Raw genomic sequence first — 25688 nt, 5'->3', positions numbered from 1 at the left:
GACCCAGGCCCCCGCGGTCCGCCCCAACGCCGGCCAGCCCGCCCGCTCCGGCTCCTCCAACCGCGTCCGTGCCCGCCTCGCCCGCCTCGGCGTCCAGCGCTCCAACCCGTACAACCCGGTCCTGGAGCCGCTGCTGCGGATAGTGCGCAGCAACGACCCGAAGATCGAGACGGCCACCCTCCGCCAGATCGAGAACGCCTACCAGGTCGCCGAGCGCTGGCACCGCGGCCAGAAGCGCAAGAGCGGCGACCCGTACATCACCCACCCCCTCGCGGTGACCACGATCCTCGCCGAGCTGGGCATGGATCCGGCCACCCTGATGGCGGGCCTGCTGCACGACACCGTCGAGGACACCGAGTACGGCCTCGACCAGCTGCGCCGCGACTTCGGCGACTCGGTCGCCCTGCTCGTCGACGGCGTCACCAAGCTGGACAAGGTCAAGTTCGGCGAGGCCGCGCAGGCCGAGACCGTGCGCAAGATGGTCGTGGCCATGGCCAAGGACCCCCGCGTCCTGGTCATCAAGCTCGCCGACCGGCTGCACAACATGCGCACCATGCGCTACCTCAAGCGCGAGAAGCAGGAGAAGAAGGCGCGCGAGACCCTCGAGATCTACGCGCCGCTCGCCCACCGCCTCGGCATGAACACCATCAAGTGGGAGCTGGAGGACCTCGCCTTCGCGATCCTCTACCCCAAGATGTACGACGAGATCGTACGGCTGGTGGCCGAGCGGGCACCGAAGCGTGACGAGTACCTGGCCATAGTGACCGACGAGGTCCAGCAGGACCTGCGCGCGGCCCGCATCAAGGCGACCGTCACCGGCCGCCCGAAGCACTACTACAGCGTCTACCAGAAGATGATCGTACGAGGCCGTGACTTCGCGGAGATCTACGACCTCGTCGGCATCCGCGTCCTCGTCGACACCGTCCGGGACTGCTACGCGGCCCTCGGCACCGTGCACGCGCGATGGAACCCGGTCCCCGGCCGGTTCAAGGACTACATCGCGATGCCCAAGTTCAACATGTACCAGTCGCTGCACACGACGGTCATCGGCCCCAACGGCAAGCCGGTCGAGCTGCAGATCCGCACCTTCGACATGCACCGCCGCGCCGAGTACGGCATCGCCGCGCACTGGAAGTACAAGCAGGAGGCCGTCGCCGGCGCCTCCAAGGTGCGTACCGACGTGCCCAAGGCCGGCAAGAAGGACGACCACCTCAACGACATGGCGTGGCTGCGCCAGCTGCTCGACTGGCAGAAGGAGACCGAGGACCCGGGCGAGTTCCTGGAGTCCCTGCGCTTCGACCTGTCCCGCAACGAGGTCTTCGTCTTCACCCCGAAGGGCGACGTCATAGCGCTCCCGGCGGGTGCCACCCCGGTGGACTTCGCCTACGCGGTCCACACGGAGGTCGGCCACCGGACGATAGGGGCGCGGGTCAACGGCAGGCTCGTACCACTGGAGTCGACCCTCGACAACGGTGACCTCGTGGAGGTCTTCACCTCCAAGGCGGCCGGCGCCGGACCGTCCCGGGACTGGCTCGGCTTCGTCAAGTCGCCGCGCGCCCGCAACAAGATCCGGGCCTGGTTCTCCAAGGAGCGCCGCGACGAGGCCATCGAGCAGGGCAAGGACGCCATCGTCCGCGCGATGCGCAAGCAGAACCTGCCGATCCAGCGCATCCTCACCGGCGACTCGCTGGTCACCCTCGCGCACGAGATGCGCTACCCGGACATCTCCGCGCTGTACGCGGCGATCGGCGAGGGGCATGTCTCCGCGCAGAACGTCGTGCAGAAGCTCGTACAGGCGCTCGGCGGCGAGGAGGCGGCCACCGAGGAGATCGACGAGGCGGTCCCGCCGACCCGCAGCCGCAGCCGCAAGCGCCGCTCCAGCGCCGACCCGGGCGTCATCGTCAAGGGCGTCGAGGACGTGTGGGTCAAGCTGGCCCGCTGCTGTACGCCCGTGCCCGGCGACCCGATCATCGGCTTCGTCACCCGGGGTAGTGGCGTATCGGTTCACCGCAGCGACTGTGTGAACGTGGAGTCACTGTCCCGGGAGCCGGAGCGCATCCTCGACGTCGAGTGGGCGCCCACCCAGTCCTCGGTCTTCCTGGTCGCCATCCAGGTCGAGGCGCTGGACCGCTCCCGGCTGCTGTCGGACGTCACCCGTGTCCTGTCCGACCAGCACGTCAACATCCTCTCCGCGGCCGTCCAGACCTCCCGCGACCGTGTCGCCACCTCCCGCTTCACCTTCGAGATGGGCGACCCCAAGCACCTGGGGCACGTCCTGAAGGCCGTACGGGGCGTCGAGGGCGTCTACGACGTCTACCGGGTGACCTCGGCCCGCCGGTCGTAACCCGCAGGGCACACGACGAAGGGGCCCCGCACCGGCCGGTGCGGGGCCCCTCTCGGTGCCGTCGGGCGGGGATCAGCCGCCGAACTCCTGCAGACCCTTCAGGGCCTGGTCCAGCAGTGCCTGGCGGCCCTCCAGCTCGCGCTGGAGCTTGTCGGCCTTGGCGGTGTTGCCCTGGGCGCGCGCCTGCTCGATCTGGCCCTTGAGCTTGTCCACGGCGGCCTGGAGCTGGCCGGTCAGCCCCTCGGCACGCGCGCGTGCCTCCGGGTTGGTGCGGCGCCACTCGGCCTCCTCGGCCTCCTGGATCGCCCGCTCCACCGCGTGCATCCGGCCCTCGACCTTGGGGCGCGCGTCGCGCGGGACGTGGCCGATGGCCTCCCAGCGCTCGTTGACCGAGCGGAAGGCGGCCCTGGCTGCCTTCAGATCGGTCACCGGGAGGATCTTCTCGGCCTCCTCGGCCAGCTCCTCCTTGAGCTTCAGGTTCTCGGACTGCTCGGCGTCCCGCTCCGCGAAGACCGAGCTGCGGGCGGCGAAGAACACGTCCTGGGCACCGCGGAAGCGGTTCCACAGGTCGTCCTCGTGCTCGCGCTGGGCGCGGCCCGCGGCCTTCCACTCCGTCATCAGCTCGCGGTAGCGCGCGGCCGTCGGACCCCAGTCCGTCGAACCGGACAGCGCCTCGGCCTCGGAGACCAGCCGCTCCTTGGCCTTACGGGCCTCCTCGCGCTGCGCGTCCAGCGACGCGAAGTGCGCCTTGCGGCGCTTGGAGAAGGCCGAGCGGGCGTGCGAGAACCGGTGCCACAGCTCGTCGTCCGACTTGCGGTCCAGCCGCGGCAGCCCCTTCCAGGTGTCCACCAGTGCCCGCAGCCGCTCGCCCGCCGCCCGCCACTGGTCGGACTGCGCCAGCTGCTCCGCCTCGCTGACCAGCGCCTCCTTGGCGTGCCTGGCCTCGTCCGACTGCTTGGCCCGCTGCTGCTTGCGCTCCTCGCGCCGCGCCTCGACCGTCTCGACCAGCTTGTCCAGCCGCTTCCGCAGGGCGTCCAGGTCGCCGACCGCGTGATGTGCGTCGACCTGCTCACGGATGTGGTCGATCGCCGTCTGCGCGTCCTTCGCGGACAGGTCGGTCGTCTTCACTCGCTTCTCGAGGAGGCCGATCTCCACAACCAGGCCCTCGTACTTGCGCTCGAAATAGGCCAGCGCCTCCTCGGGGGAGCCTGCCTGCCACGAACCGACGACCTGCTCGCCGTCGGCCGTACGCACGTACACGGTCCCCGTCTCGTCGACGCGGCCCCACGGGTCGCTGCTCACAGCGCCTCCTCCACATGATGCCTGCGGAGGGCTTCAGCACCCCCGGGCATCGTCCACAGTTTCGTCACGGCCAACATAGGCGACCGGCGGGTTGCCTGTCCGCATCCCGCGCGACCGAAATTTCGCACCTCGGGGTCGGGATACGGTCCCGACGCGATCAGGATTTGGTGACCGTTGCCTTGTTGATCACGACGGTCGCGTTGGGCGCCCCGTCACCCTGGCCCGTGCTCTCGCCGGCGGCCGCGATCTTCTTCAGAACCTTCAGGCCCGAGGCTGAAATCGTACCGAAGGGCGTGTAGCTCGGGGGAAGCTGACTGTCCTGGTAGACGAGGAAGAACTGGCTGCCGCCGGTGTGCTTCTGGCCGGTGTTCGCCATCGCGACCGTGCCCGCCGGGTAGACCCCGCCCTTCAGGCTTTTGTCCTTGAGGTTCTCGTCCGGGATCGTGTAGCCGGGACCGCCGCTGCCGCTGCCCGTCGGGTCGCCGCACTGCAGCACGTAGATGCCGTTGGTGGTGAGCCGGTGGCACTTGGTGTGGTCGAAGAAGCCCTTCGACGCGAGGAAGTCGAACGAGTTCACGGTGTGCGGGGCCGCCGAGGTCTTCAGCGCGATGTCGATGTCACCGCACGTCGTGGCGAGCTTCATGGTGTACTTCGCCGACGTGTCGATGGTCATCGCCGGCTCCTTCTTCCAGCTCAGCTTCTTCACCGAGCCCGCGGCCGGCTTCGCGCACGGGTCCGGGGCCTTGCTGGTCGGAGCCGCGCTCGGGGTGGTCTCCGAGCTGGCGTTCGCCTTCTTGTCGTCCTTCAGGACCCCGGTCGTGTAGATCGCGACGCTGCCTATCAGGATCACGCCGAGCACCGACGCGATCACCGAGTTGCGCATGCGCGCCTTGCGCCGCGCCTCCGTGCGCCGCTGCTGCTGCCGCAAGAACTTCTCCCGCGCGAGCTGCCGCTTCCGCTGTTCCTGGGTGACCACGGGGTTTTCTCCTCATGCGTCTCGTACGCCGACTGGGACGCGTGCGTCTGGTGAGCCGAGCGCCTGCGTGTGCCCCGTACCGTATATGGGTTCGCTGAGGATTCGGCAGCGCCGGTAGGCTCTGACGACAGCTGTAGCCATTCGTTGACAGCAGCTGTAGCCGCCCGTAATCGACACCACGAAGGACGATCGTGCTCATTGCCGGGTTCCCCGCCGGGGCCTGGGGGACGAACTGTTATCTCGTCGCCCCGGCCGCCGGTGAGGAGTGCGTGATCATCGACCCCGGCCACCAGGCCGCCCAAGGCGTCGAGGAAGCGCTGAAGAAGCATCGGCTCAAGCCCGTCGCCGTCGTCCTCACCCATGGCCACATCGACCATGTGGCCTCGGTCGTCCCGGTGTGCGGCGCGCACGACGTCCCCGCGTGGATCCACCCCGAGGACCGCTACATGATGGCGGACCCCGAGAAAGCGCTCGGCCGTTCCATCGGGATGCCGCTGATGGGTGAGCTGACCGTGGGGGAGCCGGACGACGTCAGGGAGCTGACCGACGGCGCGAAGCTGGCGCTCGCGGGTCTGGAGTTCTCCGTCGCGCACGCGCCCGGCCATACCAAGGGGTCGGTGACCTTCCAGATGCCCGAGACCACGGACATCCCTTCCGTGTTCTTCTCCGGGGATCTGCTCTTCGCCGGCTCCATCGGACGCACCGACCTGCCCGGCGGTGACATGGCCGAGATGCTCGACTCGCTGGCCCGTGTGTGCCTGCCGCTCGACGACTCGACCGTGGTGCTGTCCGGCCACGGCCCCCAGACGACCATCGGCCAGGAGCGTGCCACCAACCCCTATCTGCGGCAGGTGGCCGCCGGCCCGGGAGCGGATGTCGACGCTCCCCGACGAGGAATGTGACGAGAGACTTCCGTGAGCACCTTTCAGGCCCCCAAGGGCACGTACGACCTGATCCCGCCGCGATCGGCCAAGTTCCTGGCGGTCCGTGAGGCGATCTCCGTTCCGCTGCGCAACTCCGGCTACGGCTACGTCGAGACCCCCGGCTTCGAGAACGTGGAACTCTTCGCGCGCGGTGTCGGTGAGTCCACCGACATCGTGACCAAGGAAATGTACGCCTTCGAGACCAAGGGCGGGGACAAGCTGGCCCTGCGTCCCGAAGGCACCGCGTCCGTGCTGCGCGCCGCGCTGGAGGCGAACCTGCACCGGCAGGGCAACCTTCCGGTGAAGCTGTGGTACTCGGGCTCCTACTACCGCTACGAGCAGCCGCAGGCGGGCCGTTACCGGCACTTCTCGCAGGTCGGCGCCGAGGCGATCGGCGCGGAGGACCCGGCCCTCGACGCCGAGCTGATCATCCTCGCCGACCAGGCGTACCGCTCGCTCGGCCTGAGCGAATTCCGGATCCTGCTCAACAGCCTGGGCGACAAGGAGTGCCGTCCGGTGTACCGGGCCGCCCTCCAGGACTTCCTCCGCGGCCTGGACCTGGACGAGGACACCCTGCGCCGGGCCGAGATCAACCCTCTGCGCGTCCTGGACGACAAGCGTGAGTCGGTCCAGAAGCAGCTGGGTGGCGCCCCGCTCCTGCGCGACTACCTCTGCGACGCCTGCAAGGCGTATCACGAGGAGGTCCGCGAGCTGATCACCGCCGCGGGCGTGGCCTTCGAGGACGACCCGAAGCTGGTCCGCGGGCTGGACTACTACACCCGTACGACCTTCGAGTTCGTCCACGACGGTCTGGGCTCGCAGTCCGCTGTGGGCGGCGGCGGCCGTTACGACGGACTGTCGGAGATGATCGGCGGCCCCGCGCTGCCGTCCGTCGGCTGGGCCCTCGGCGTCGACCGCACGGTCCTGGCGCTGGAGGCCGAGGGCGTCGAGCTCGAACTCCCCTCCACCACCAGCGTGTTCGCGGTGCCGCTGGGGGAGGAGGCGCGCCGGATCCTGTTCGCCAAGGTCACCGAGCTGCGCAAGCTCGGCATCGCGGCCGACTTCTCCTACGGCGCCAAGGGGCTCAAGGGCGCCATGAAGAACGCCAACCGCAGTGGCGCTCGCTACACGATCGTCGCCGGCGAACGCGACCTCGCCGAGGGCGTCGTCCAGCTCAAGGACATGGAGTCGGGCGAGCAGACCGCGATCGGCGTGAACGAGATCGTGGCGGAACTGGAGTCACGGCTCGGCTAGTACGGCCACAGCACGAGGGCGCCGCCGATACAGGCGGCGCCCTCGTCGTTACCCCGTCGGCTGGGCCGGAGCCCGCTCCGAGGAGGCGTCTCACTGCTCCAGGAGCCCGTGCCGCATGGCGCTGGTGACGGCGGCCGTGCGGTCGTCGACGTCCAACTTGCCGAAGATGCGCAGCAGATGGGTCTTCACCGTCGACTCTCCGATGAACAGCCGTCGGCCGATCTCCGCGTTCGTGCAGCCCTCCGCGACCAGCCGCAGCACGGACGTCTCCCGTTCCGAGAGCCGGGGGCGCTCCGGTCTGGTGCGGAGCCGGTCCACCAGGCGGGCCGCCACCGACGGGGCGAGGACCGTCTCGCCGCGCGCCGCCGCCCGTATCGCCTCCGCCAGTTCGGCGCGCGGCATGTCCTTGAGGAGATAGCCCGCCGCGCCCGCCTCGACCGCGCGCAGGATGTCCCGGTCCGTCTCGTACGTCGTCAGGACGATCACCCGGCACGGCAGACCCGCCTCGCCCATCCGCACGATCGAGTCCACGCCCCCGCCGCCGGGCATCCGCAGGTCCATCAGGACGATGTCGGGCCGCAGTTCGGCCGCCAGCGCCTCCGCCCGCGGCCCGCTCGCCGCGTCGGCGACCACCTCCAGATCCGGCTCGGCGCTGAGCATCGCCCGCAGACCCTCCCGTACGACGGGGTGGTCGTCGGCGAGGACGATCCGGATCATCGAGCGCTCCTCACGGGCGAGACGGGCAGGCTGACCGTCACCGTCGTGCCGTCGCCCGGTGTGCTGTGGATCCGTGCGCTGCCGCCGACCTCGGTGGCCCGGGCGCGCAGCCCCGCGAGGCCATAGCCGGCGCACGGGGTGCCGGGGTCGAATCCGCGGCCGTCGTCCCGCACGGAGAGGGTCAGGGTGTCGTCGGCATAGGTCAGCGCGATGTCCACCACCGCCGAACTCCCGGCATGCTTACGGGCGTTGGCGAGGGCCTCCTGGCAGGAGCGCAGCGCGACGACCTCGGGGCCGGCCGGCAGCTGCCGTACCGGACCGGTCACCACCAGTGTCGCCTCGTGGCGGGCGGCGAGGCGGCTGAGCGCGTCCGGCAGGGACGCGCCGTCGAGGTCGGCGGGCGCGGTCCCGGCGACCAGGGCACGCGCCTCGGCCAGGTTCTGCCGGGCGGTCTCGTCCATCAGGGCGAGGTGACGGCGGGCCTGCGGGAGGTCGTGGTCGAGTTCGGCCTCCACCGCCTGGATCAGCATCAGCAGACTGGTGAAGCCCTGCGCGAGGGTGTCGTGTATCTCCCGGGCCATGCGCTCCCGCTCGGCCAGGGCGCCGTGGGCCGCCGACAGCCGGGAGACCTCGTGCCGGCTGGCGTCCAGCTCGGCGATCAACTCGGCCCGCTCCACGCTCTGTTCGATGATGCGGATGATCCAGCTGCCGATCACGATCGAGAAGACCAGCATCATCCCGGAGAACAGGAAGTTGGAGAAGACCTGTTCGCCGCTCGGCCGCCGCAGCAGGGCCCAGCCCACCACCGGCGCCAGGTTGATGAAGGACACGGTGACCAGGGCCCAGCGCATGCGCAGGGTCATGAAGCACTGCGGGATCAGCGCGAACGCCACCAGCCGCGTCTCGTCGACCAGGATCGCCGACGGCAGGAACAGCGCCATCGCCGCGGCGAGATAGCGCAGCGCCCGCCCCTGCTCCGGCGGATCCTCCTGGATCAGCGCCCGGCCCACCCCCACGTACAGCGGCACCAGCGGGACGAGCAGCCCGGCCGCGACCAGTCGTACGGCCCAGCTCTGCTGCGCCGCGCCCAGCACGAAGGCGACCGTGGCCACCCAGGCGAGGGCGAAGTACAGATCCCAGAGCCGGACCGAGCGGTCCCAGGCGTGCGCCTCGGGCGCGCCACCCGGCAGGGTCATCCCGTGCGCCGGTCCTTCCAGCGGAACGTCAGCAGACACAGCACCAATCCTCCGACGCACCAGGCGGCCAGCACCAGCGCGACCTTCCCGAACTCCCAACTCCCCGCCTGTTCCAGGACCTTCGCGGAGTCCGGCAGGAACACGCCCCGCAGCCCCTGGCACAGCCACTTCAGCGGGAACAGGGCACCGATGTTCAGCATCCAGTCCGGAATGGTGTCGATGGAGATGTACACCCCGGAGATGAACTGCAGCACCAGGAACGGCAGGACGACCACCGAGCTGGCGCTCTTCGCCGACCTGGGCACCGAGCTGATCGCGATGCCGAGCAGCGCGCACCCGGTCAGCCCCAGCACGAAGATCCAGGCGAAGTCGAACCAGCGGGAGGCGTCGGTGGGCAGATCGACGTCGTACAGGGTGGTGCCGACGAGCAGCAGGATCGCCGTCTCCACCACCCCCGTGAACAGCACCAGCCAGATCTTGCCCAGGAAGTAGGCGGACGGCGGCATCGGCGTCCCGCCCAGCCGGCGCAGCACCTTCTCGTCCCGTTCGACGGCGATGGAGATGCCCAGCGACTGGAAACTCGTCGACATGATGCCGGAGGCCATCATCGCGGGCACGTACAGCTGCGAGGCGTTCACCCCGGTGCCGGGCACGCCGTCGCGGAAGATCGACGCGAACAGGAACAGGAAGACGACCGGGAAGCAGAAGGAGAACACCACCTGGTCGCGCTGCCGGAAGAACTGCCTGATCTCCAGCCCGCCCCGCCGCATGCCCAGACCCCACGCCCCGGGCAGCCGCTCCGCAGGCGCCGCGGTCCGGCTCCGTACGGTGGCCGTGGTCATCGCGCGTCCTCCTGTCCGGTCAGCCGGAGGTAGACGTCCTCCAGCGTGGGGCGGGTCACCCTGAGGCCCGGGATCTCGCCGTCGAAGCGGCGCGTCAGTTCGGCGACCGTCCGGGTCGGGGTGTGCGTGCGCTCGGTGCGCGTGACGCCGTCCGGCTCCGTCCACTCGACGGTGGCCTCCGTGCCGTGGCGCCCCCGCAGGGCGGCCGGTTCGCCCTCGGCGACGACCCGGCCGCGCGAGACGATCGCGAGCCGGTCGGCGAGCGCCTCCGCCTCCTCCAGGTAGTGCGTGGTCAGCAGGATGGTGGTGCCCTCCCCGGCGAGCAGCCTGATGAGGTCCCAGAACTGGCGCCGGGCCGCCGGGTCGAAGCCGGTCGTCGGCTCGTCCAGAAGCAGCAGTTCGGGATCGCCGATCACGCCCAGCGCCACGTCCAGCCGTCGGCGCTGACCGCCCGACAGCGCCTTGATCCGGCTGTCCGCCTTCGCCTCCAGACCCACCAGGCGGATGACCTCCTCCGGGTCGCGCGGCCTCGGGTAGTAGCGGGCGAAGTGCCGTACGGTCTCGCGGACCGTCAACTCCGCGGGCGCCGATTCGTCCTGCCAGACGATTCCCACACGGGACCGCCACGCGCGCGTGGAGGCCACCGGATCCGAACCGAGCACCGACACCTCGCCCCCGTCCCGGGAGCGGTTGCCCTGGATGATCTCCACCGTCGTGCTCTTGCCCGCGCCATTGGGTCCGAGCAGGCCGAACACCTCACCGCGCCGGATGCCGAGATCGACGCCGTCCACCGCGGTGACGTCCCCGTACCGCTTGCGCAGCCCCCGGACATCCACCGCGAGTTCGTACGCGTGTGCTGTCATGCCGTCGAGCATCGTCCGGAACCGAACGCACCGGGACGACCGTGCGTACTTCCTTATGTCCACCGAACGGTGGACAGGGGTCCCGGTGCGGCACAATGGCCCCTGCCCGAAGAACGTCCCCCTCCCCAGCAGACGGAATCGACGTGATGAGCAAGACCACAGTCAAAGACGTCTCCACCGAGCCCGAGCCGAACAGCGCGGCCCCCGGGACGCGCGCGCTCGGCGGCAGCCGCGCCTTCGCCCTGCTGCTGATCATCACCGGGGCGGCCGGCCTGCTGGCCGCGTGGGTCATCACGATCGACAAGTTCAAGCTCCTCGAGGCCAAGGTCGAGGGCAAGACCTTCACCCCGGGCTGCAGCCTCAACCCTGTCGTCTCCTGCGGCAGCGTCATGGAGTCCAAGCAGGCCGCCGCCTTCGGGTTCCCCAACCCGATGCTCGGCCTGGTCTGCTACGGCATCGTCATCTGCGTCGGCATGAGCCTGCTGGCCCGCGCCCGCTTCCCCCGCTGGTACTGGCTGACCTTCAACTTCGGCACGCTCTTCGGTGTGGGCTTCTGCACCTGGCTGCAGTTCCAGTCCCTGTACCGGATCAACGCGCTGTGCCTGTGGTGCTCGCTGGCCTGGGTCGCCACGATCACCATGTTCTGGTACGTCACCTCCTTCAACATCCGCAACGACTTCCTGCCGACCCCGCGCTGGCTGAAGAGCTTCTTCGGCGAGTTCACCTGGGTCATGCCCGTGCTGCACATCGGCATCATCGGCATGCTGGTCCTCACGCGCTGGTGGGACTTCTGGACCAGCTGACATCGCCGGCCGCGTTGTCAGTGCCGTGATTTAGGGTTTCAGCGTGGAGCCCGACCTGTTCACCGCCGCCGCCGAAGAACGCCAGGAGAAGGATCCGGCAGGAAGCCCCCTGGCGGTACGGATGCGCCCGCGCACCCTCGACGAGGTGGTGGGCCAGCAGCACCTGCTCAAGCCCGGCTCACCCCTGCGCCGCCTGGTCGGCGAGGGCGCGGGCGGACCGGCCGGACCGTCCTCGGTGATCCTCTGGGGCCCGCCCGGCACCGGCAAGACGACCCTGGCGTACGTCGTCTCCAAGGCCACCAACAAGCGCTTCGTCGAACTGTCGGCGATCACCGCGGGCGTCAAGGAGGTGCGCGCCGTCATCGACGGCGCCCGCCGCGCCACCGGCGGATACGGCAAGGAGACCGTCCTCTTCCTGGACGAGATCCACCGCTTCAGCAAGGCCCAGCAGGACTCCCTGCTCCCCGCGGTCGAGAACCGCTGGGTCACCCTGATCGCGGCCACCACGGAGAACCCGTACTTCTCGGTGATCTCCCCGTTGCTGTCCCGCTCCCTGCTCCTCACCCTCGAACCGCTCACCGACGACGACGTCCGGGGCCTGCTCAAGCGGGCGCTCGGCGACGAGCGGGGCCTGAAGGACGTCGTCACCCTCCCCGAGGACACCGAGGACCACCTCCTGCGCATCGCCGGCGGCGACGCCCGCCGCGCCCTGACCGCCCTGGAGGCCGCCGCGGGGGCCGCCCTGGACAAGGGCGAGACGGAGATCGCGCTGACGACCCTGGAGGAGGTCGTCGACCGGGCGGCCGTGAAGTACGACCGCGACGGCGACCAGCACTACGACGTCGCCAGCGCCCTCATCAAGTCCATCAGGGGCTCGGACGTCGACGCCGCCCTGCACTACCTGGCCCGCATGATCGAGGCCGGCGAGGACCCCCGGTTCATCGCCCGCCGCCTGATGATCTCCGCGAGCGAGGACATCGGTCTGGCCGACCCGAACGCGCTGCCGATCGCGGTCGCCGCCGCCCAGGCCGTCGCCATGATCGGCTTCCCCGAGGCCGCCCTCACCCTCAGCCACGTCACCATCGCCCTCGCCCTGGCCCCGAAGTCCAACGCCGCGACGACCGCGATCGGCGCCGCCCTGGAGGACGTACGCAAGGGGCTGGCAGGCCAGGTGCCGCCGCACCTGCGGGACGGGCACTACAAGGGCGCCGCCAAGCTCGGGCACGCGCAGGGGTACATCTATCCCCACGACCTGCCCGAGGGCATCGCCGAGCAGCAGTACGCCCCGGACACCGTCAAGGACCGCGAGTACTACACCCCGACCCGGCACGGAGCCGAGGCGCGGTACGCGGACGCCGTCGAGTGGACCAGGAAGCACCTCGGTCGGAGGCGGTCCTGAGCACCCTGTAGAATCCCTCGGAGCGCCGAGTCCCGCGCAGTCAGAGCGGGACAGCCGGCCGGAACCCCCAGCGGGTTCCAGGAGCGTCGCGCACCGTCGAACGGTGTCGCGGGCAGCCCACCACCACTCGTCGCAGGACGGGACCGGTCGGTGGGCCACTCGCGTGCTGCACGTATGTGCCCAGACCAGGGGAGCGGCTGCCCACCCGGTCCGGTAACGGACCAGGCGGGATTCCCCGGCTGCGGATGCGACCTCCCCTAACCCTGACAAGCCGAATACCAGAAAGAAGAAAGAGACAGTGGCGAACCAGTCCCGCCCCAAGGTCAAGAAGTCGCGTGCCCTCGGCATCGCGCTGACCCCGAAGGCCGTCAAGTACTTCGAGGCCCGCCCCTACCCGCCGGGTGAGCACGGCCGTGGCCGCAAGCAGAACTCGGACTACAAGGTCCGTCTGCTGGAGAAGCAGCGTCTGCGCGCGCAGTACGACATCTCCGAGCGCCAGCTGGTCCGTGCCTACGAGCGTGCCTCCAAGGTGCAGGGCAAGACCGGTGAGGCCCTGATCGTGGAGCTCGAGCGCCGTCTCGACGCCCTGGTGCTGCGTTCGGGCATCGCCCGCACCATCTACCAGGCCCGTCAGATGGTCGTTCACGGCCACATCGAGGTCAACGGCCAGAAGGTCGACAAGCCGTCGTTCCGCGTCCGTCCCGACGACGTCGTGATGGTCCGCGAGCGCAGCCGCGAGAAGACCCTCTTCCAGATCGCCCGCGAGGGTGGCTTCGCCCCCGACGGCGAGACCCCGCGCTACCTGCAGGTGAACCTCAAGGCCCTGGCGTTCCGCCTGGACCGCGAGCCGAACCGCAAGGAAGTTCCGGTCATCTGTGACGAGCAGCTCGTCGTCGAGTACTACGCCCGCTGATCACCGGCAGGCCGTAGCACCACCTCAGCCCGCCGTCTCCCCGCCCTTGTGGGCGCGGGAGGCGGCGGGCTGCTGTGTCAGCGCGCTCGCCGTCGTGTGCCGCACCGGTCCGCGCGGGGCGGGCAGGGCGCCCAGCGGCCGCTCCAGCGCCCGGGACACCGCCGCCTCCCGCACCAGCCGCGCCCCCTCGCGTACGCACTCCTCGTACCGCTCGTCGCCCAGCCGCTCCCTGGCCGTCGCCTCGCACAGCTCGTGCGGGGCGTTGTAGTACGCCGAGCCGAACAGCGGCAGCCCCACCGACCGCCACATCCGGCCCGCCGCCCCCTGCAGCACCGCCGCCTCCGCGGCGTCGCCCTCCACCGCCGTGACCAGCGCCAGCAGCTCCACCGCCAGCACCGAGCCGAGCAGGTCGTGGAAGGCGTGGGCGCTGCCCAGAGAGTCGGTCAGCAGGGTGCGGGCCCGCGCGAGGTCGCCGTCGGCCCAGGCCGCGTACGCCAGGACGAACAGCGCGTAGGAGCGGGTCCACCGCTCGCCGTGGTCCTCGCACACCCGGCGCACGTCCTCGCACAACCGCACCGCGCCCGGCAGATCGCCCTGGAAGGCGCGGGCCATCGCCAGCTCGACCTGGCCCATCAGCACGTTGCTGTTGAGCTCGCCGATCTCGTGATAGCGGTCGAGCGCCGAGCGCAGCAAGGTCTCCGCGCGGGCCATGTCGTCCGTGACCAGGGCCAGACAGCCGGTGCGGTGCTCGGCGTAGGCCACCGCCGTGGGGTCGCCGGAGCGCTCCGCCTCCTCACGGCACTCCTGGAGCGCGGCCAGCGCGGACACCGTGTCGCCCTGCAGGACCGCCACATAGCCGAGCACCCACAACGCCTTCAGCCGGGACTGGTCGTGGCCCGAGTCCAGCCGGACGACCTGCTCCAGCCAGTGCCGGCCCTCCGACAGCCGACCGCAGCCCGCCCAGCAGAACCACAGCGAGCCCGCGAGGTACTGGCCCAGATGCGCCTCCTCCGGCTCGCTCAGGCAGTGCTCCAGCGCGCGGCGCAGATTCGGCAGCTCCACCTCCACCCGCGCGGCCACCTCGGCCTGGCGCGGCGAGAACCAGTCCAGCTCGCACCAGGTCGCCAGCCCCAGGTACCAGTCCCGGTGCCGGCGCCGCAGCCGGGCCGCGTCCCCGGTCGCCTCCAGCCACTCGGCGCCGTACGCCCGCACGGTGTCGAGCATGCGGTAGCGCACCCCGGCCGGCGTCTCCTCGCGCGCGAGCACCGACTGCGCCAGCAGATCGGTCAGGACGTCGAGGACGTCGTCGGCGTTCAGACCGTGTCCCGCGCACACGTACTCGACGGCCTCCAGATCGAAGCGTCCGGTGAACACCGACAGCCGCGCCCACAGCAACCGCTCCCGGGGTGTGCACAGTTCATGGCTCCAGCCGATCGCCAGCCGCAGCGTCCGATGCCGGGGCAGTGCGTCCCGGCCGCCGCCGGTCAGCAGCCGGAACCGGTCGTCGAGCCGCTCCAGCAAGCGCCCAGGGGACAGTGCCCGCAGCCGCCCCGCCGCCAGCTCGACCGCCAGCGGGATGCCGTCGAGGCGCCGGCACAGCGCACGTACGTCCTGCTCGTCCGCGACCCGCACGCCCTGCAGGGCGGCACGCTCGGTGAGCAGCTCCACCGCCTCGCCCTCGCCGAGCGGCTCCAGCGGGAACACCCGCTCTCCCGCCACGGCCAGCGGCCGGCGCCCCACCGCGAGGACCCTGAGCCCCGGCACCTCGCGCAGCAACTCGCCCACCAGCTCGGCACACGCCTCCACCAGATGCTCGAACCCGTCGAGAACCAGGAGGAGTTGGCGCTCGGCGAGATGCGCGAGCAGCGTCTCGCGCGGCAGCCGTGTCGTGTGATCCGTCAGGCCCAGCGCCTCCACGACCGCGTGGTCGACGAACTCCGGATCGCGCACCGGCGCCAGCTCCGCCCGCCACACCCCGTCGCGCGGCGCGCACCGCGCCGCGGCCCGGGCCGCCAGCCGCGACTTGCCGACTCCGCCGGCGCCGGTCACCGTCACCAGACGCGCGGCGTCGAGCGCCCGCGCGAGCCCCGCGAGTTCGGCCGAGCGCCCCACGAACGCGTCGAGCTCCAGAGGCAGATTGCCGAGGACCGGGCTGTCGCCGCTCTGATGATCCCGCATGGAATACGGAGCGTACTGAGTCGTGTTCAGTCCGTACAATCGCCGAGCGCAACTCGGCAGCGCGCCCGGCGGAATCCGGTACGGAGCGCCGTGCCCGGCGCGATAGGCTCGGTCCACTGCTTTTCCAATGGTTCCGATGTTCAGAGCAAGTTCAGGGAGCGGGTGCGCGTGGTGTCCGGTGGTGAGGTGGCCGGGATCCTGGTGGCCGTGTTCTGGGCGATCCTGGTCTCCTTCCTCGCCGTCGCGCTGGCGAGGCTGGCGCAGACGCTCAGGGCGACCACCAAGCTGGTGGCGGACGTGACCGACCAGGCCGTCCCCCTGCTGGCCGACGCCTCCGCGGCGGTGCGCTCCGCGCAGACCCAGATCGACCGGGTCGACGCGATCGCCACCGACGTCCAGGAGGTCACCTCCAACGCCTCCGCCCTGTCCACCACCGTCGCCTCCACCTTCGGCGGCCCCCTGGTCAAGGTCGCCGCCTTCGGCTACGGCGTCCGCCGGGCCCTGGGAGCCCGCCGCGAGGACGTGCCCGCCAAGGAGTCCCGGCGTACCGTGATCGTGGGCCGGACGGTGCCGGCGTCGCGGCGGGGCAAGCGGAAGAAGGACTGAGACCTAGCGATGTTCCGCCGTACGTTCTGGTTCAGCACGGGCGTCGCCGCCGGTGTGTGGGCCACCACCAAGGTCAACCGCAAGCTGAAGCAGCTGACCCCCGAGAACCTCGCGGTCGGCGCGGCCAACAAGGCGCTCGAGGCCGGTCACCGCATCAAGGACCGCGCGGTCGGCTTCGCGCTGGACGTCCGCGACAACATGGCGCGGCGGGAGGAGGAGCTGGGCGAGGCCCTCGGCATCAACGCGGCCCCCGAGCTCCCCGCACCCCGGCGGTACGCCGCCATCGAGAACCGCAACAACCCGAAGTACGTCGACGGTTCGACGTACCAGACGTACTCGAACAACTCGTACAACTCGTACAACCGGAATGAGGACCACTGATGGAGTCGGCCGAGATTCGCCGCCGCTGGCTGAGCTTCTTCGAGGAGCGCGGGCACACCGTCGTCCCTTCGGCGTCGCTCATCGCGGACGACCCGACTCTGCTCCTCGTCCCGGCCGGCATGGTGCCCTTCAAGCCCTACTTCCTGGGTGAGGTCAAGCCGCCCTTCGACCGCGCCACCAGCGTCCAGAAGTGCGTGCGCACGCCGGACATCGAAGAGGTCGGCAAGACCACCCGGCACGGCACCTTCTTCCAGATGTGCGGCAACTTCTCCTTCGGCGACTACTTCAAGGAAGGCGCCATCAAGTACGCCTGGGAGCTGCTCACCACGCCCCAGGACAAGGGCGGTTACGGCCTGGAGCCCGACCGTCTGTGGATCACCGTCTACAAGGACGACGACGAGGCCGAGCGCATCTGGCACGAGGTCGTCGGGGTGCCGAAGGAGCGCATCCAGCGCCTCGGCATGAAGGACAACTACTGGTCCATGGGCGTCCCCGGACCCTGCGGCCCCTGTTCCGAGATCAACTACGACCGCGGCCCCGAGTTCGGCGTCGAGGGCGGCCCCGCCGTCAACGACGAGCGGTACGTGGAGATCTGGAACCTCGTCTTCATGCAGTACGAGCGCGGCGAGGGCATCGGCAAGGACAACTTCGAGATCCTCGGCGAGCTCCCCAGCAAGAACATCGACACGGGCCTCGGCCTGGAGCGGCTCGCCATGATTCTGCAGGGCGTGCAGAACATGTACGAGATCGACACCTCCATGGCCGTCATCAAGAAGGCCACCGAGCTGACCGGTGTCGAATACGGCGACGCGCACGACTCGGACGTCTCCCTGCGCGTGGTCACCGACCACATGCGCACCTCCGTCATGCTCATCGGCGACGGCGTCACCCCGGGCAACGAGGGCCGCGGCTACGTCCTGCGCCGCATCATGCGCCGCGCCATCCGCAACATGCGCCTGCTGGGCGCCACCGGCCCGGTCGTGCTCGACCTGATCGACACCGTGATCGGCATGATGGGCCAGCAGTACCCGGAGCTGGTCACCGACCGCGAGCGCATCGAGAAGGTCGCCGTCGCCGAGGAGAACGCCTTCCTCAAGACGCTGAAGGCCGGTACCAACATCCTCGACACCGCCGTCACCGAGACCAAGCAGGCCGGTGGCACGGTCCTCGCCGGTGACAAGGCGTTCCTGCTCCACGACACCTGGGGCTTCCCGATCGACCTCACCCTGGAGATGGCCGCCGAACAGGGCCTGTCCGTGGACGAGGAGGGCTTCCGCCGCCTGATGAAGGAGCAGCGGGAGCGCGCCAAGGCCGACGCCCAGGCCAAGAAGACCGGCCACGCCGGCGCGGGCGCCTACCGGGAGATCGCCGACAAGGTCGGCGAGACCGACTTCATCGGCTACACCGACACCGAGGGCGAGTCCACGATCGTCGGCATCCTCGTCGACGGCGCCTCCTCCCCGGCCGCCACCGAGGGCGACGAGGTCGAGATCGTCCTCGACCGCACCCCCTTCTACGCCGAGGGCGGCGGCCAGATCGGCGACACCGGCCGCATCAAGGTCGACTCCGGTGCCGTCATCGAGGTCCGCGACTGCCAGAAGCCGGTCCCCGGCGTGTACGTCCACAAGGGCGTCGTCCAGGTCGGCGAGGTGACGGTCGGCGCGAAGGCCCACGCCTCCATCGACGCCCGCCGCCGCACGGCCATCGCCCGCGCCCACTCGGCCACCCACCTCACCCACCAGGCGCTGCGCGACGCGCTCGGCCCGACGGCCGCCCAGGCCGGTTCCGAGAACCAGCCCGGCCGCTTCCGCTTCGACTTCGGCTCCCCGTCCGCCGTCCCGACGGCCGTGATGACCGACGTCGAGCAGAAGATCAACGAGGTCCTCGCCCGCGACCTCGACGTCCGCGCCGACATCATGGGCATCGACGAGGCCAAGAAGCAGGGCGCCATCGCCGAGTTCGGCGAGAAGTACGGCGAGCGGGTCCGCGTGGTGACCATCGGCGACTTCTCCAAGGAGCTGTGCGGCGGCACGCACGTCCACAACACCTCCCAGCTGGGCCTGGTGAAGCTGCTCGGCGAGTCGTCGATCGGTTCCGGTGTCCGCCGTATCGAGGCCCTGGTCGGCGTCGACGCCTACAACTTCCTCGCCCGCGAGCACACGGTCGTCGCCCAGCTCCAGGAGCTGATCAAGGGCCGTCCCGAGGAGCTTCCGGAGAAGGTCTCCGCCATGCTCGGCAAGCTGAAGGACGCCGAGAAGGAGATCGAGAAGTTCCGCGCCGAGAAGGTGCTCCAGGCCGCAGCCGGTCTCGCCGAGTCCGCCAAGGACATCCGCGGCATCGCCGTCGTGACGGGCCAGGTCCCGGACGGTACGACCCCCGACGACCTGCGCAAGCTGGTCCTCGACGTCCGCGGTCGCATCCAGGGCGGACGGGCCGCCGTGGTGGCCCTCTTCACGGTCAACAACGGCAAGCCCCTCACGGTCATCGCCACCAACGAACCCGCCCGCGAGCGGGGTCTGAAGGCCGGTGACCTGGTGCGCGCCGCCGCCAAGACCCTCGGCGGCGGCGGTGGCGGCAAGCCGGACGTCGCCCAGGGCGGCGGCCAGAACCCGGCCGCCATCGGCGAGGCCGTCGACGCGGTCGAGCGGCTGGTCACGGACACGGCGAAGTGACCATGCGCCGAGGCCGACGGCTCGCCATCGACGTCGGGGACGCCCGGATCGGGGTCGCCTCCTGCGACCCCGACGGGATCCTCGCCACCCCGGTGGAGACGGTCCCCGGCCGTGACGTCCCGGCGGCCCACCGCCGGCTGCGTCAGCTGGTCGAGGAGTACGAGCCGATCGAGGTCGTCGTCGGACTCCCGCGCTCCCTCAAGGGGGGCGAGGGACCGGCCGCGGTAAAGGTTCGGGCATTCGCCCAGGAGCTGGCCAAGGGCATCAAGCCCGTCCCGGTCCGTCTGGTCGACGAACGGATGACCACGGTGACGGCCAGTCAGGGACTGCGCGCCTCAGGGGTGAAGACCAAGAAGGGCCGCTCGGTGATCGACCAGGCAGCCGCTGTGATCATCCTCCAGCAGGCCCTGGAATCCGAACGGGTGTCAGGTAAAGCACCCGGCGAGGGCGTCGAAGTGGTCATCTGATCGCGATACGGTAACGTTCCGCGCGACTGCGCCGCTGATTCGAACAGCCGGTGCACAGCAAGAGGCGGAACGGTGAGCGGGCCCGACGAAGGCCACGTGATCGCCCCGCCTCGCGGCTCTAGGGGTTTGATGACTGAGTATGGCCGGGGCCAGGGCTCCGAACCGTGGCATCCGGAGGACCCGTTGTACGGGGACGACGGATGGGGTGGACAGCAGGCCCACGCGGGCCAGCAGTCCCCCTACGGCGGCCAGCCGCAGCATTATCCGGAGCAGCCGCAGCAGCAACAGCAGTACTACGACGGCGGCTGGGGCGAGGGCCAGCAGGCCCACTACGGTCAGGCGCAGCAGTACCAGCAGTACGACCAGCAGTACTACGCGGGTCAGGGACAGCAGCAGTCGTACGACCAGCAGGCCTGGGGTCAGGGCACACATACGCATGTCCAGTACACGGACCCCCAGGATCCCTACGCCCAGCAGGCGTCCGCCGGGTACGGCGGCGAGCAGCCCGACTACTACGGCACCCAGGACGCCTACCCGCCGCCCGAGCCGCCGAGCCGCCGCCAGGCCGAGCCCGAACCACCGCAGACGGACTGGGACCCGGGCCCCGACCAGGGCGAACACGCCTTCTTCGCCGGTGACGGCGACGGCGATGCGGACGAGGAGGACGAGGACGTCGACCCGGGTGAGGGTCGCAAGGGCCGCGGCGGCAAGAAGCCGAAGAAGAAGAGCCGCAACGGCGTCGCCTGTCTCGTCCTCGTGCTGGTCTTCGGCGGCGGTGCCGCCGGTGTCGGCTATTTCGGCTGGCAGTTCTACCAAAATCGTTTCGGCCCGGCGCCGGACTACGCGGGCCAGGGTGACGGCGCCCAGGTCACGGTCGTCATCCCCAAGGGTGCCGGCGGCTATGTGATCGGGCAGAAGCTGAAGGAGGCGGGCGTCGTCAAGAGCGTCGACGCCTTCGTCTCGGCGCAGCAGTCCAACCCCGACGGCAAGAAGATCCAGGACGGCGTCTACACGCTCGAGAAGCAGATGTCGGCCGCGAGCGCGGTCGAACTGATGCTCAGCCCGAAGAGCCGCAGCAACCTGATCATCCGCGAAGGCCTGCGCAACTCCCAGGTCTACGCGCTCCTGGACGCGCGTCTGGGCTTGGCGGCCGGCACGACGGCGAAGGTCGCCAAGAACGACTACAAGAAGCTCGGCCTGCCCTCCTGGGCACTGAACCACCCCAACCTCAAGGACCCGCTGGAAGGGTTCCTCTACCCGTCCAGCTATGCGGCCACGAAGGGCCAGAAGCCCGAGGCCGTCCTGAAGGACATGGTCACCCGGGCCAACGACAAGTACGAGGAACTGGGCCTGCGGACCAAGGCCAAGAGCCTCGGGCTCGACAGTCCCTGGCAGCTGCTCACCGTGGCGAGCCTGGTCCAGGCCGAGGGCACGAGCCACGACGACTTCCGCAAGATGGCCGAGGTCGTCTACAACCGCCTCAAGCCCGGCAACCCCGAGACCTACGGCTCGCTGGAGTTCGACTCCACGTACAACTACGTCAAGAACCAGAGCAAGATCGACCTGAGCATCGCCGAGCTGCGCAAGTACAACAACCCGTACAACACGTACTACGTCAAGGGACTGCCGCCCGGCCCGATCGACAACCCCGGCGAGGAGGCGATCAAGGGCGCGCTCGACCCGACGCACGACGGCTGGTACTACTTCATCTCCCTGGACGGCAAGACCAGCAAGTTCACCAAGACGCTGGCCGAGCACGACAGGCTGGTCCAGGAGTTCAACGCGTCGAGGAACAAGAACTGATGGCAACACCCCACCGGGCGGCCGTGCTCGGCTCGCCCATCGCCCACTCACTGTCGCCCCGGCTGCACACCGCTGCGTACCGGGCGCTGGGCCTGGACGACTGGTCGTACGACAGGTTCGAGATCGACGAGGCGGCGCTGCCCGGATTCCTCGGCGGACTCGGTCCCGAGTGGGCCGGGCTCTCGCTGACGATGCCGCTCAAGCGTGCGGTCATCCCGCTGCTGGACGAGATCACCGACACGGCGGCCTCGGTGGAGGCCGTCAACACCGTGGTCTTCCGTCCGGACGGGCGGAAGGTCGGCGACAACACCGACATCCCGGGCCTGATCGCCGCACTGGAGGAGCGGGGCGTGGAGAAGGTCGAGTCCGCGGCCATCCTCGGCGCCGGAGCCACCGCGTCCTCGGCCCTCGCGGCCCTGGCCAGGCTGTGCGGCGGCGAGGTCACCGTGTACGTGCGCAGCGAGCGGCGCGCCGACGAGATGCGGCAGTGGGGCAGCAGGCTCGGCGTACGGGTCCGCCCGGCGGACTGGGCCGAGGCGGTACGGGCCTTCGAGGCGCCCCTGGTGATCTCGACGACGCCCGCCGGAGGCACCGACCAGCTCGCCGCGTCGCTCCCCGACGGGGTCGGCACGCTCTTCGACGTCCTGTACGACCCCTGGCCCACCCCGCTCGCCGCCGCCTGGCGGGACCACGGCGGGCAGGTGCTCAGCGGCCTCGACCTACTGGTGCACCAGGCCGTCTTCCAGTTCCACCAGTTCACCGGTGACCCGCGCTCTCCGCTGGACGCGATGCGTGAGGCCGCCAGGCCGGTCTGATCTGTCCGTCTGCCGGACTCGGATCTGAGCCGTCCCCGGGACGTGGGAGGATCGGAGGTGGCGGGCCAGATCCGCGCACCTGGTCGCGCCGTCGCCGTACGCGAGGACGCGCGTACGCAGCAGTACCAGGGCGCGAGCACTGAGGAGCACCGTTGAGCAGGTTGCGCTGGCTGACCGCGGGGGAGTCCCACGGTCCCGCACTCGTGGCGACGCTGGAGGGTCTTCCCGCCGGCGTGCCGATCACCACGGAGATGGTGGCGGACCACCTGGCCCGGCGCCGGCTCGGTTATGGACGCGGTGCGCGCATGAAGTTCGAGCGGGACGAGGTCACCTTCCTCGGCGGTGTGCGGCACGGTCTGACCCTCGGCTCGCCGGTGGCCGTCATGGTGGGCAACACCGAGTGGCCCAAGTGGGAGCAGGTCATGGCGGCCGACCCCGTCGACCCCGAGATCCTGGCCGGGCTGGCCCGCAACGCCCCGCTGACCCGTCCCCGGCCCGGCCACGCCGACCTGGCGGGCATGCAGAAGTACGGCTTCGACGAGGCCCGCCCGATCCTGGAGCGTGCCTCGGCGCGGGAGACGGCGGCCCGGGTGGCGCTGGGCGCGGTGGCCCGCTCGTACCTGAAGGAGACGGCCGGCATCGAGATCGTCAGCCATGTCGTGGAGCTGTGCTCGGTGAAGGCCCCGCAGGGCACCTACCCCACCCCGGCGGACGTGGAGAAGCTGGACGCCGACCCGCTGCGCTGCCTGGACGCGGACACATCCAAGGCGATGGTCGCGGAGGTCGACCAGGCCCACAAGGACGGCGACACCCTCGGCGGTGTCGTCGAGGTGCTGGCCTACGGGGTGCCGGTGGGCCTGGGCTCGCACGTGCACTGGGACCGCAGGCTGGACGCCAGGCTGGCGGGTGCGCTGATGGGCATCCAGGCGATCAAGGGCGTCGAGGTCGGTGACGGGTTCGAGCTGGCGCGGGTGCCGGGTTCGAAGGCGCACGACGAGATCGTGGGCACGCCGGAGGGCATCCGGCGCGTCTCGGGCCGCTCCGGCGGCACCGAGGGCGGTCTTTCCACGGGGGAGCTGCTGCGGGTGCGGGCGGCGATGAAGCCGATCGCGACCGTGCCGCGGGCGTTGCAGACGGTGGACGTGGCCACCGGCGAGGCCACGCAGGCGCACCACCAGCGCTCCGACGTCTCGGCCGTGCCGGCGGCCGGCATCGTCGCCGAGGCGATGGTGGCGCTGGTGCTGGCGGACGCGGTGGCGGAGAAGTTCGGCGGCGACCAGGTGGCCGAGACCCGCCGCAACGTGCGCTCCTATCTCGAGAACCTGGCCATCCGGTGAGCGGGCCGCTTCTCGTCCTCATCGGTCCGATGGGCGTGGGCAAGTCCACCGTCGGGCAGCTCCTCGCCGGCCGGCTCGGTGTCGGCTACCGCGACACCGACGACGACATCGTCGCCGAGCAGGGCCGCACCATCGCCGAGATCTTCGTCGACGAGGGCGAGCCGGTCTTCCGGGCGGTCGAGAAGGCGGCCGTGCACCGGGCGCTCGGCGAGCACGAGGGGGTGCTGGCGCTGGGCGGCGGCTCGATCCTGGACCCGGACACCCGCGCCCTGCTGGCCGGGCAGCGGGTGGTCTACCTCTCGATGGACGTCGAGGAGGCGGTCAAGCGCACCGGGTTGAACGCGGCCCGTCCGCTGCTCGCGGTCAACCCGCGCAAGCAGTGGCGCGAGCTGATGGAGGCCCGGCGGCACCTGTACGAGGAGGTCGCCACGGTCGTGGTGGCCACCGACGGCCGCACACCCGAAGAAGTCACTGAAGTCGTCCTGGACGCTGTGGAGTTGAAGCAGGCATGAGCGAGGCAGTCACCCGGATCCAGGTCGGCGGGAGCGCGGGCAGCGACCCGTACGAGGTTCTGGTGGGCCGTCAACTGCTGGGCGAGCTGGCCGGGTTGGTGGGGGAGAAGGCCAGGCGGGTGGCCGTGATCCACCCCGAGGCGCTCGCCGAGACCGGTGACGCGCTGCGCGCCGACCTGGCCGAGCAGGGCTACGAGGCCGTCGCCATCCAGGTGCCCAACGCGGAGGAGGCCAAGACCGCCGAGGTCGCCGCCTACTGCTGGAAGGCACTCGGCCAGTCCGGGTTCACCCGCACCGACGTCATCGTCGGCGTGGGCGGCGGCTCGACCACCGACCTGGCCGGATTCGTCGCCGCGAGCTGGCTGCGTGGTGTGCGCTGGATCGCCGTCCCCACCACCGTCCTGGCGATGGTGGACGCGGCCGTCGGCGGCAAGACCGGCATCAACACCGCCGAGGGCAAGAACCTGGTGGGCGCCTTCCACCCGCCGGCCGGTGTCCTGTGCGACCTGGCGGCCCTCGACTCCCTCCCGGTCAACGACTACGTCTCCGGACTCGCCGAGATCATCAAGGCGGGCTTCATCGCCGACCCGGTGATCCTGGAGCTCATCGAGTCCGACCCGGAGGCCGCCCGCACCCCGGCCGGCCCGCACACCGCCGAGCTCATCGAGCGCTCGATCCGCGTCAAGGCCGAGGTGGTCTCCTCGGACCTCAAGGAAGCGGGTCTCAGGGAGATCCTCAACTACGGCCACACGCTCGGCCACGCCATCGAGAAGAACGAGCGCTACAAGTGGCGGCACGGTGCCGCGGTCGCGGTCGGCATGCACTTCGCCGCCGAACTCGGCCGTCTGGCGGGCCGGTTGGACGAGGCGACGGCGGACCGCCACCGCACGATCCTGGAGTCCGTCGGCCTCCCCCTCCACTACCGCTACGACCAGTGGCCCAAGCTGCTGGAGACGATGAAGGTCGACAAGAAGTCCCGCGGCGACCTCCTGCGCTTCATCGTCCTGGACGGTCTCGCCAAGCCGACCGTCCTGGAGGGACCCGACCCGGCCGTGCTGCTCGCCGCGTACGGCGAAGTGGGCGAGTAAGTCTCCCCACGCACCATCCGTCCGATGTGCCTTGCCCATAAGGGCACTTCACACCGCCCCCGGCCGTTCACCAAACGGCGGCCGGGGACGGTACCGTTCGGTAGGGAGCGGGGTTCCACCCCGCTGCCAGCGCCAATTTGCCTGACGAGACGGAGTGGCACCGGATGCAGCACGCAGTGGGTTCTCCGCTGCCGCCGCCCCACCAGCCGGGGCAGGGACCGGCCGTAGGCCGGCCACCGGCCGCACAGCACCCGGGCCACCCCGGCCCGCACCAGGGCTCGGCCCCCGTTCCGCCAC

The 25688-nt window shown here is 70.4% G+C and carries 23 protein-coding genes; 16 read left to right on the top strand and 7 right to left on the bottom strand.

The features are described from left to right. Positions 1 to 2344: GTP pyrophosphokinase (relA, locus tag GRC12_RS22095; protein WP_208781110.1), on the top strand; the 2344-nt coding region annotated here is incomplete at its 5' end. Positions 2345 to 2416: 72 nt separating this feature from the next. Here relA and GRC12_RS22090 read toward each other — a convergent pair. Beyond that, positions 2417 to 3646 (bottom strand): DUF349 domain-containing protein, encoded by a 1230-nt coding sequence (locus GRC12_RS22090; protein WP_208781109.1) that lies wholly within the window; start codon positions 3644 to 3646, stop codon positions 2417 to 2419. Positions 3647 to 3803: 157 nt separating this feature from the next. Further along, positions 3804 to 4622: a peptidylprolyl isomerase gene (locus GRC12_RS22085; RefSeq protein WP_208781108.1), complete on the bottom strand. Its 819-nt coding sequence runs from the start codon at positions 4620 to 4622 to the stop codon at positions 3804 to 3806. Positions 4623 to 4813: 191 nt separating this feature from the next. Here GRC12_RS22085 and GRC12_RS22080 point away from each other — a divergent pair, with 191 nt between their 5' ends. Together GRC12_RS22080 and hisS are read left to right on the top strand one after the other, a co-directional pair. Beyond that, positions 4814 to 5524, top strand: coding sequence for an MBL fold metallo-hydrolase (locus tag GRC12_RS22080; protein WP_208781107.1), 711 nt, complete (start codon positions 4814 to 4816; stop codon positions 5522 to 5524). 12 nt (positions 5525 to 5536) lie between these two features. After that, entirely contained in the window at positions 5537 to 6799 is a 1263-nt protein-coding gene (gene hisS, locus GRC12_RS22075; protein WP_208781106.1) for a histidine--tRNA ligase, read from the top strand. Positions 6800 to 6889: 90 nt separating this feature from the next. Here the strand turns inward: hisS and GRC12_RS22070 are convergent, their stop codons facing one another. The 4 genes from GRC12_RS22070 to GRC12_RS22055 are packed head-to-tail and all read right to left on the bottom strand — an operon-like array spanning position 6890 to position 10417. After that, entirely contained in the window at positions 6890 to 7516 is a 627-nt protein-coding gene (locus GRC12_RS22070; protein WP_208781105.1) for a response regulator, read from the bottom strand. Further along, positions 7513 to 8712, bottom strand: coding sequence for a sensor histidine kinase (locus GRC12_RS22065; RefSeq protein ID WP_208781104.1), 1200 nt, complete (start codon positions 8710 to 8712; stop codon positions 7513 to 7515). Before GRC12_RS22065 ends, GRC12_RS22070 begins: the two co-directional genes overlap by 4 nt. Then, positions 8709 to 9554, bottom strand: coding sequence for an ABC transporter permease (locus tag GRC12_RS22060; RefSeq protein WP_208781103.1), 846 nt, complete (start codon positions 9552 to 9554; stop codon positions 8709 to 8711). Before GRC12_RS22060 ends, GRC12_RS22065 begins: the two co-directional genes overlap by 4 nt. Further along, entirely contained in the window at positions 9551 to 10417 is an 867-nt protein-coding gene (locus GRC12_RS22055) for an ABC transporter ATP-binding protein (RefSeq protein ID WP_208781102.1), read from the bottom strand. Before GRC12_RS22055 ends, GRC12_RS22060 begins: the two co-directional genes overlap by 4 nt. 146 nt (positions 10418 to 10563) lie before the next feature. On the opposite strand from GRC12_RS22055, the gene GRC12_RS22050 reads away from it, so the two are divergent. The 3 genes from GRC12_RS22050 (at position 10564) to rpsD (ending at position 13532) form a co-directional block, all read left to right on the top strand. Further along, complete coding sequence (locus GRC12_RS22050) at positions 10564 to 11220, top strand: vitamin K epoxide reductase family protein (RefSeq protein WP_208781101.1); 657 nt, start codon at positions 10564 to 10566, stop codon at positions 11218 to 11220. Positions 11221 to 11263: 43 nt separating this feature from the next. Further along, on the top strand, positions 11264 to 12619 hold the full coding sequence (locus tag GRC12_RS22045) for a replication-associated recombination protein A (RefSeq protein WP_208781100.1): 1356 nt from the start codon (positions 11264 to 11266) through the stop codon (positions 12617 to 12619). A 298-nt stretch (positions 12620 to 12917) separates the two neighbouring features. Then, positions 12918 to 13532 carry a 30S ribosomal protein S4 gene (gene rpsD / locus GRC12_RS22040; protein ID WP_208781099.1) on the top strand — a complete coding sequence of 205 codons (615 nt, stop codon included), beginning with the start codon at positions 12918 to 12920 and terminating at the stop codon, positions 13530 to 13532. 24 nt (positions 13533 to 13556) lie between these two features. On the opposite strand, the gene GRC12_RS22035 is transcribed toward rpsD, so the two are convergent. After that, entirely contained in the window at positions 13557 to 15710 is a 2154-nt protein-coding gene (locus GRC12_RS22035; RefSeq protein ID WP_208781098.1) for an ATP-binding protein, read from the bottom strand. Positions 15711 to 15872: 162 nt separating this feature from the next. Between GRC12_RS22035 and GRC12_RS22030 the strand changes: the two genes are divergently transcribed. The 10 genes from GRC12_RS22030 to GRC12_RS45695 all read left to right on the top strand — a co-directional run. After that, positions 15873 to 16316, top strand: coding sequence for a DUF948 domain-containing protein (locus tag GRC12_RS22030; protein WP_133044871.1), 444 nt, complete (start codon positions 15873 to 15875; stop codon positions 16314 to 16316). A 9-nt stretch (positions 16317 to 16325) separates the two neighbouring features. Beyond that, positions 16326 to 16697, top strand: a complete 372-nt coding sequence (locus GRC12_RS22025) for a hypothetical protein (protein WP_208781097.1) — start codon at positions 16326 to 16328, stop codon at positions 16695 to 16697. After that, on the top strand, positions 16697 to 19369 hold the full coding sequence (gene alaS / locus GRC12_RS22020) for an alanine--tRNA ligase (RefSeq protein WP_208781096.1): 2673 nt from the start codon (positions 16697 to 16699) through the stop codon (positions 19367 to 19369). Before GRC12_RS22025 ends, alaS begins: the two co-directional genes overlap by 1 nt. Positions 19370 to 19371: 2 nt before the next feature. After that, entirely contained in the window at positions 19372 to 19836 is a 465-nt protein-coding gene (gene ruvX / locus GRC12_RS22015; RefSeq protein ID WP_208781111.1) for a Holliday junction resolvase RuvX, read from the top strand. Between the two features lie 129 nt (positions 19837 to 19965). Further along, entirely contained in the window at positions 19966 to 21639 is a 1674-nt protein-coding gene (mltG, locus tag GRC12_RS22010) for an endolytic transglycosylase MltG (RefSeq protein ID WP_208781095.1), read from the top strand. After that, positions 21639 to 22454 (top strand): shikimate dehydrogenase, encoded by an 816-nt coding sequence (locus tag GRC12_RS22005; RefSeq protein ID WP_208781094.1) that lies wholly within the window; start codon positions 21639 to 21641, stop codon positions 22452 to 22454. The genes mltG and GRC12_RS22005 overlap by 1 nt, the downstream gene beginning before the upstream one ends. 152 nt (positions 22455 to 22606) lie before the next feature. Beyond that, entirely contained in the window at positions 22607 to 23791 is a 1185-nt protein-coding gene (gene aroC / locus GRC12_RS22000) for a chorismate synthase (RefSeq protein ID WP_208781093.1), read from the top strand. Beyond that, on the top strand, positions 23788 to 24303 hold the full coding sequence (locus GRC12_RS21995) for a shikimate kinase (protein ID WP_208781092.1): 516 nt from the start codon (positions 23788 to 23790) through the stop codon (positions 24301 to 24303). The genes aroC and GRC12_RS21995 overlap by 4 nt, the downstream gene beginning before the upstream one ends. Further along, entirely contained in the window at positions 24300 to 25391 is a 1092-nt protein-coding gene (gene aroB, locus GRC12_RS21990) for a 3-dehydroquinate synthase (protein ID WP_208781091.1), read from the top strand. Before GRC12_RS21995 ends, aroB begins: the two co-directional genes overlap by 4 nt. A 164-nt stretch (positions 25392 to 25555) precedes the next feature. Next, positions 25556 to 25688: Pro-rich N-terminal domain-containing protein (locus GRC12_RS45695; protein WP_244373560.1), on the top strand; the 133-nt coding region annotated here is incomplete at its 3' end.

This window comes from Streptomyces griseorubiginosus (assembly GCF_017614965.1).
Taxonomy (GTDB): Bacteria; Actinomycetota; Actinomycetes; order Streptomycetales; family Streptomycetaceae; genus Streptomyces; species Streptomyces griseorubiginosus_B.
This window is presented reverse-complemented; position numbering and strand designations above follow the sequence as displayed.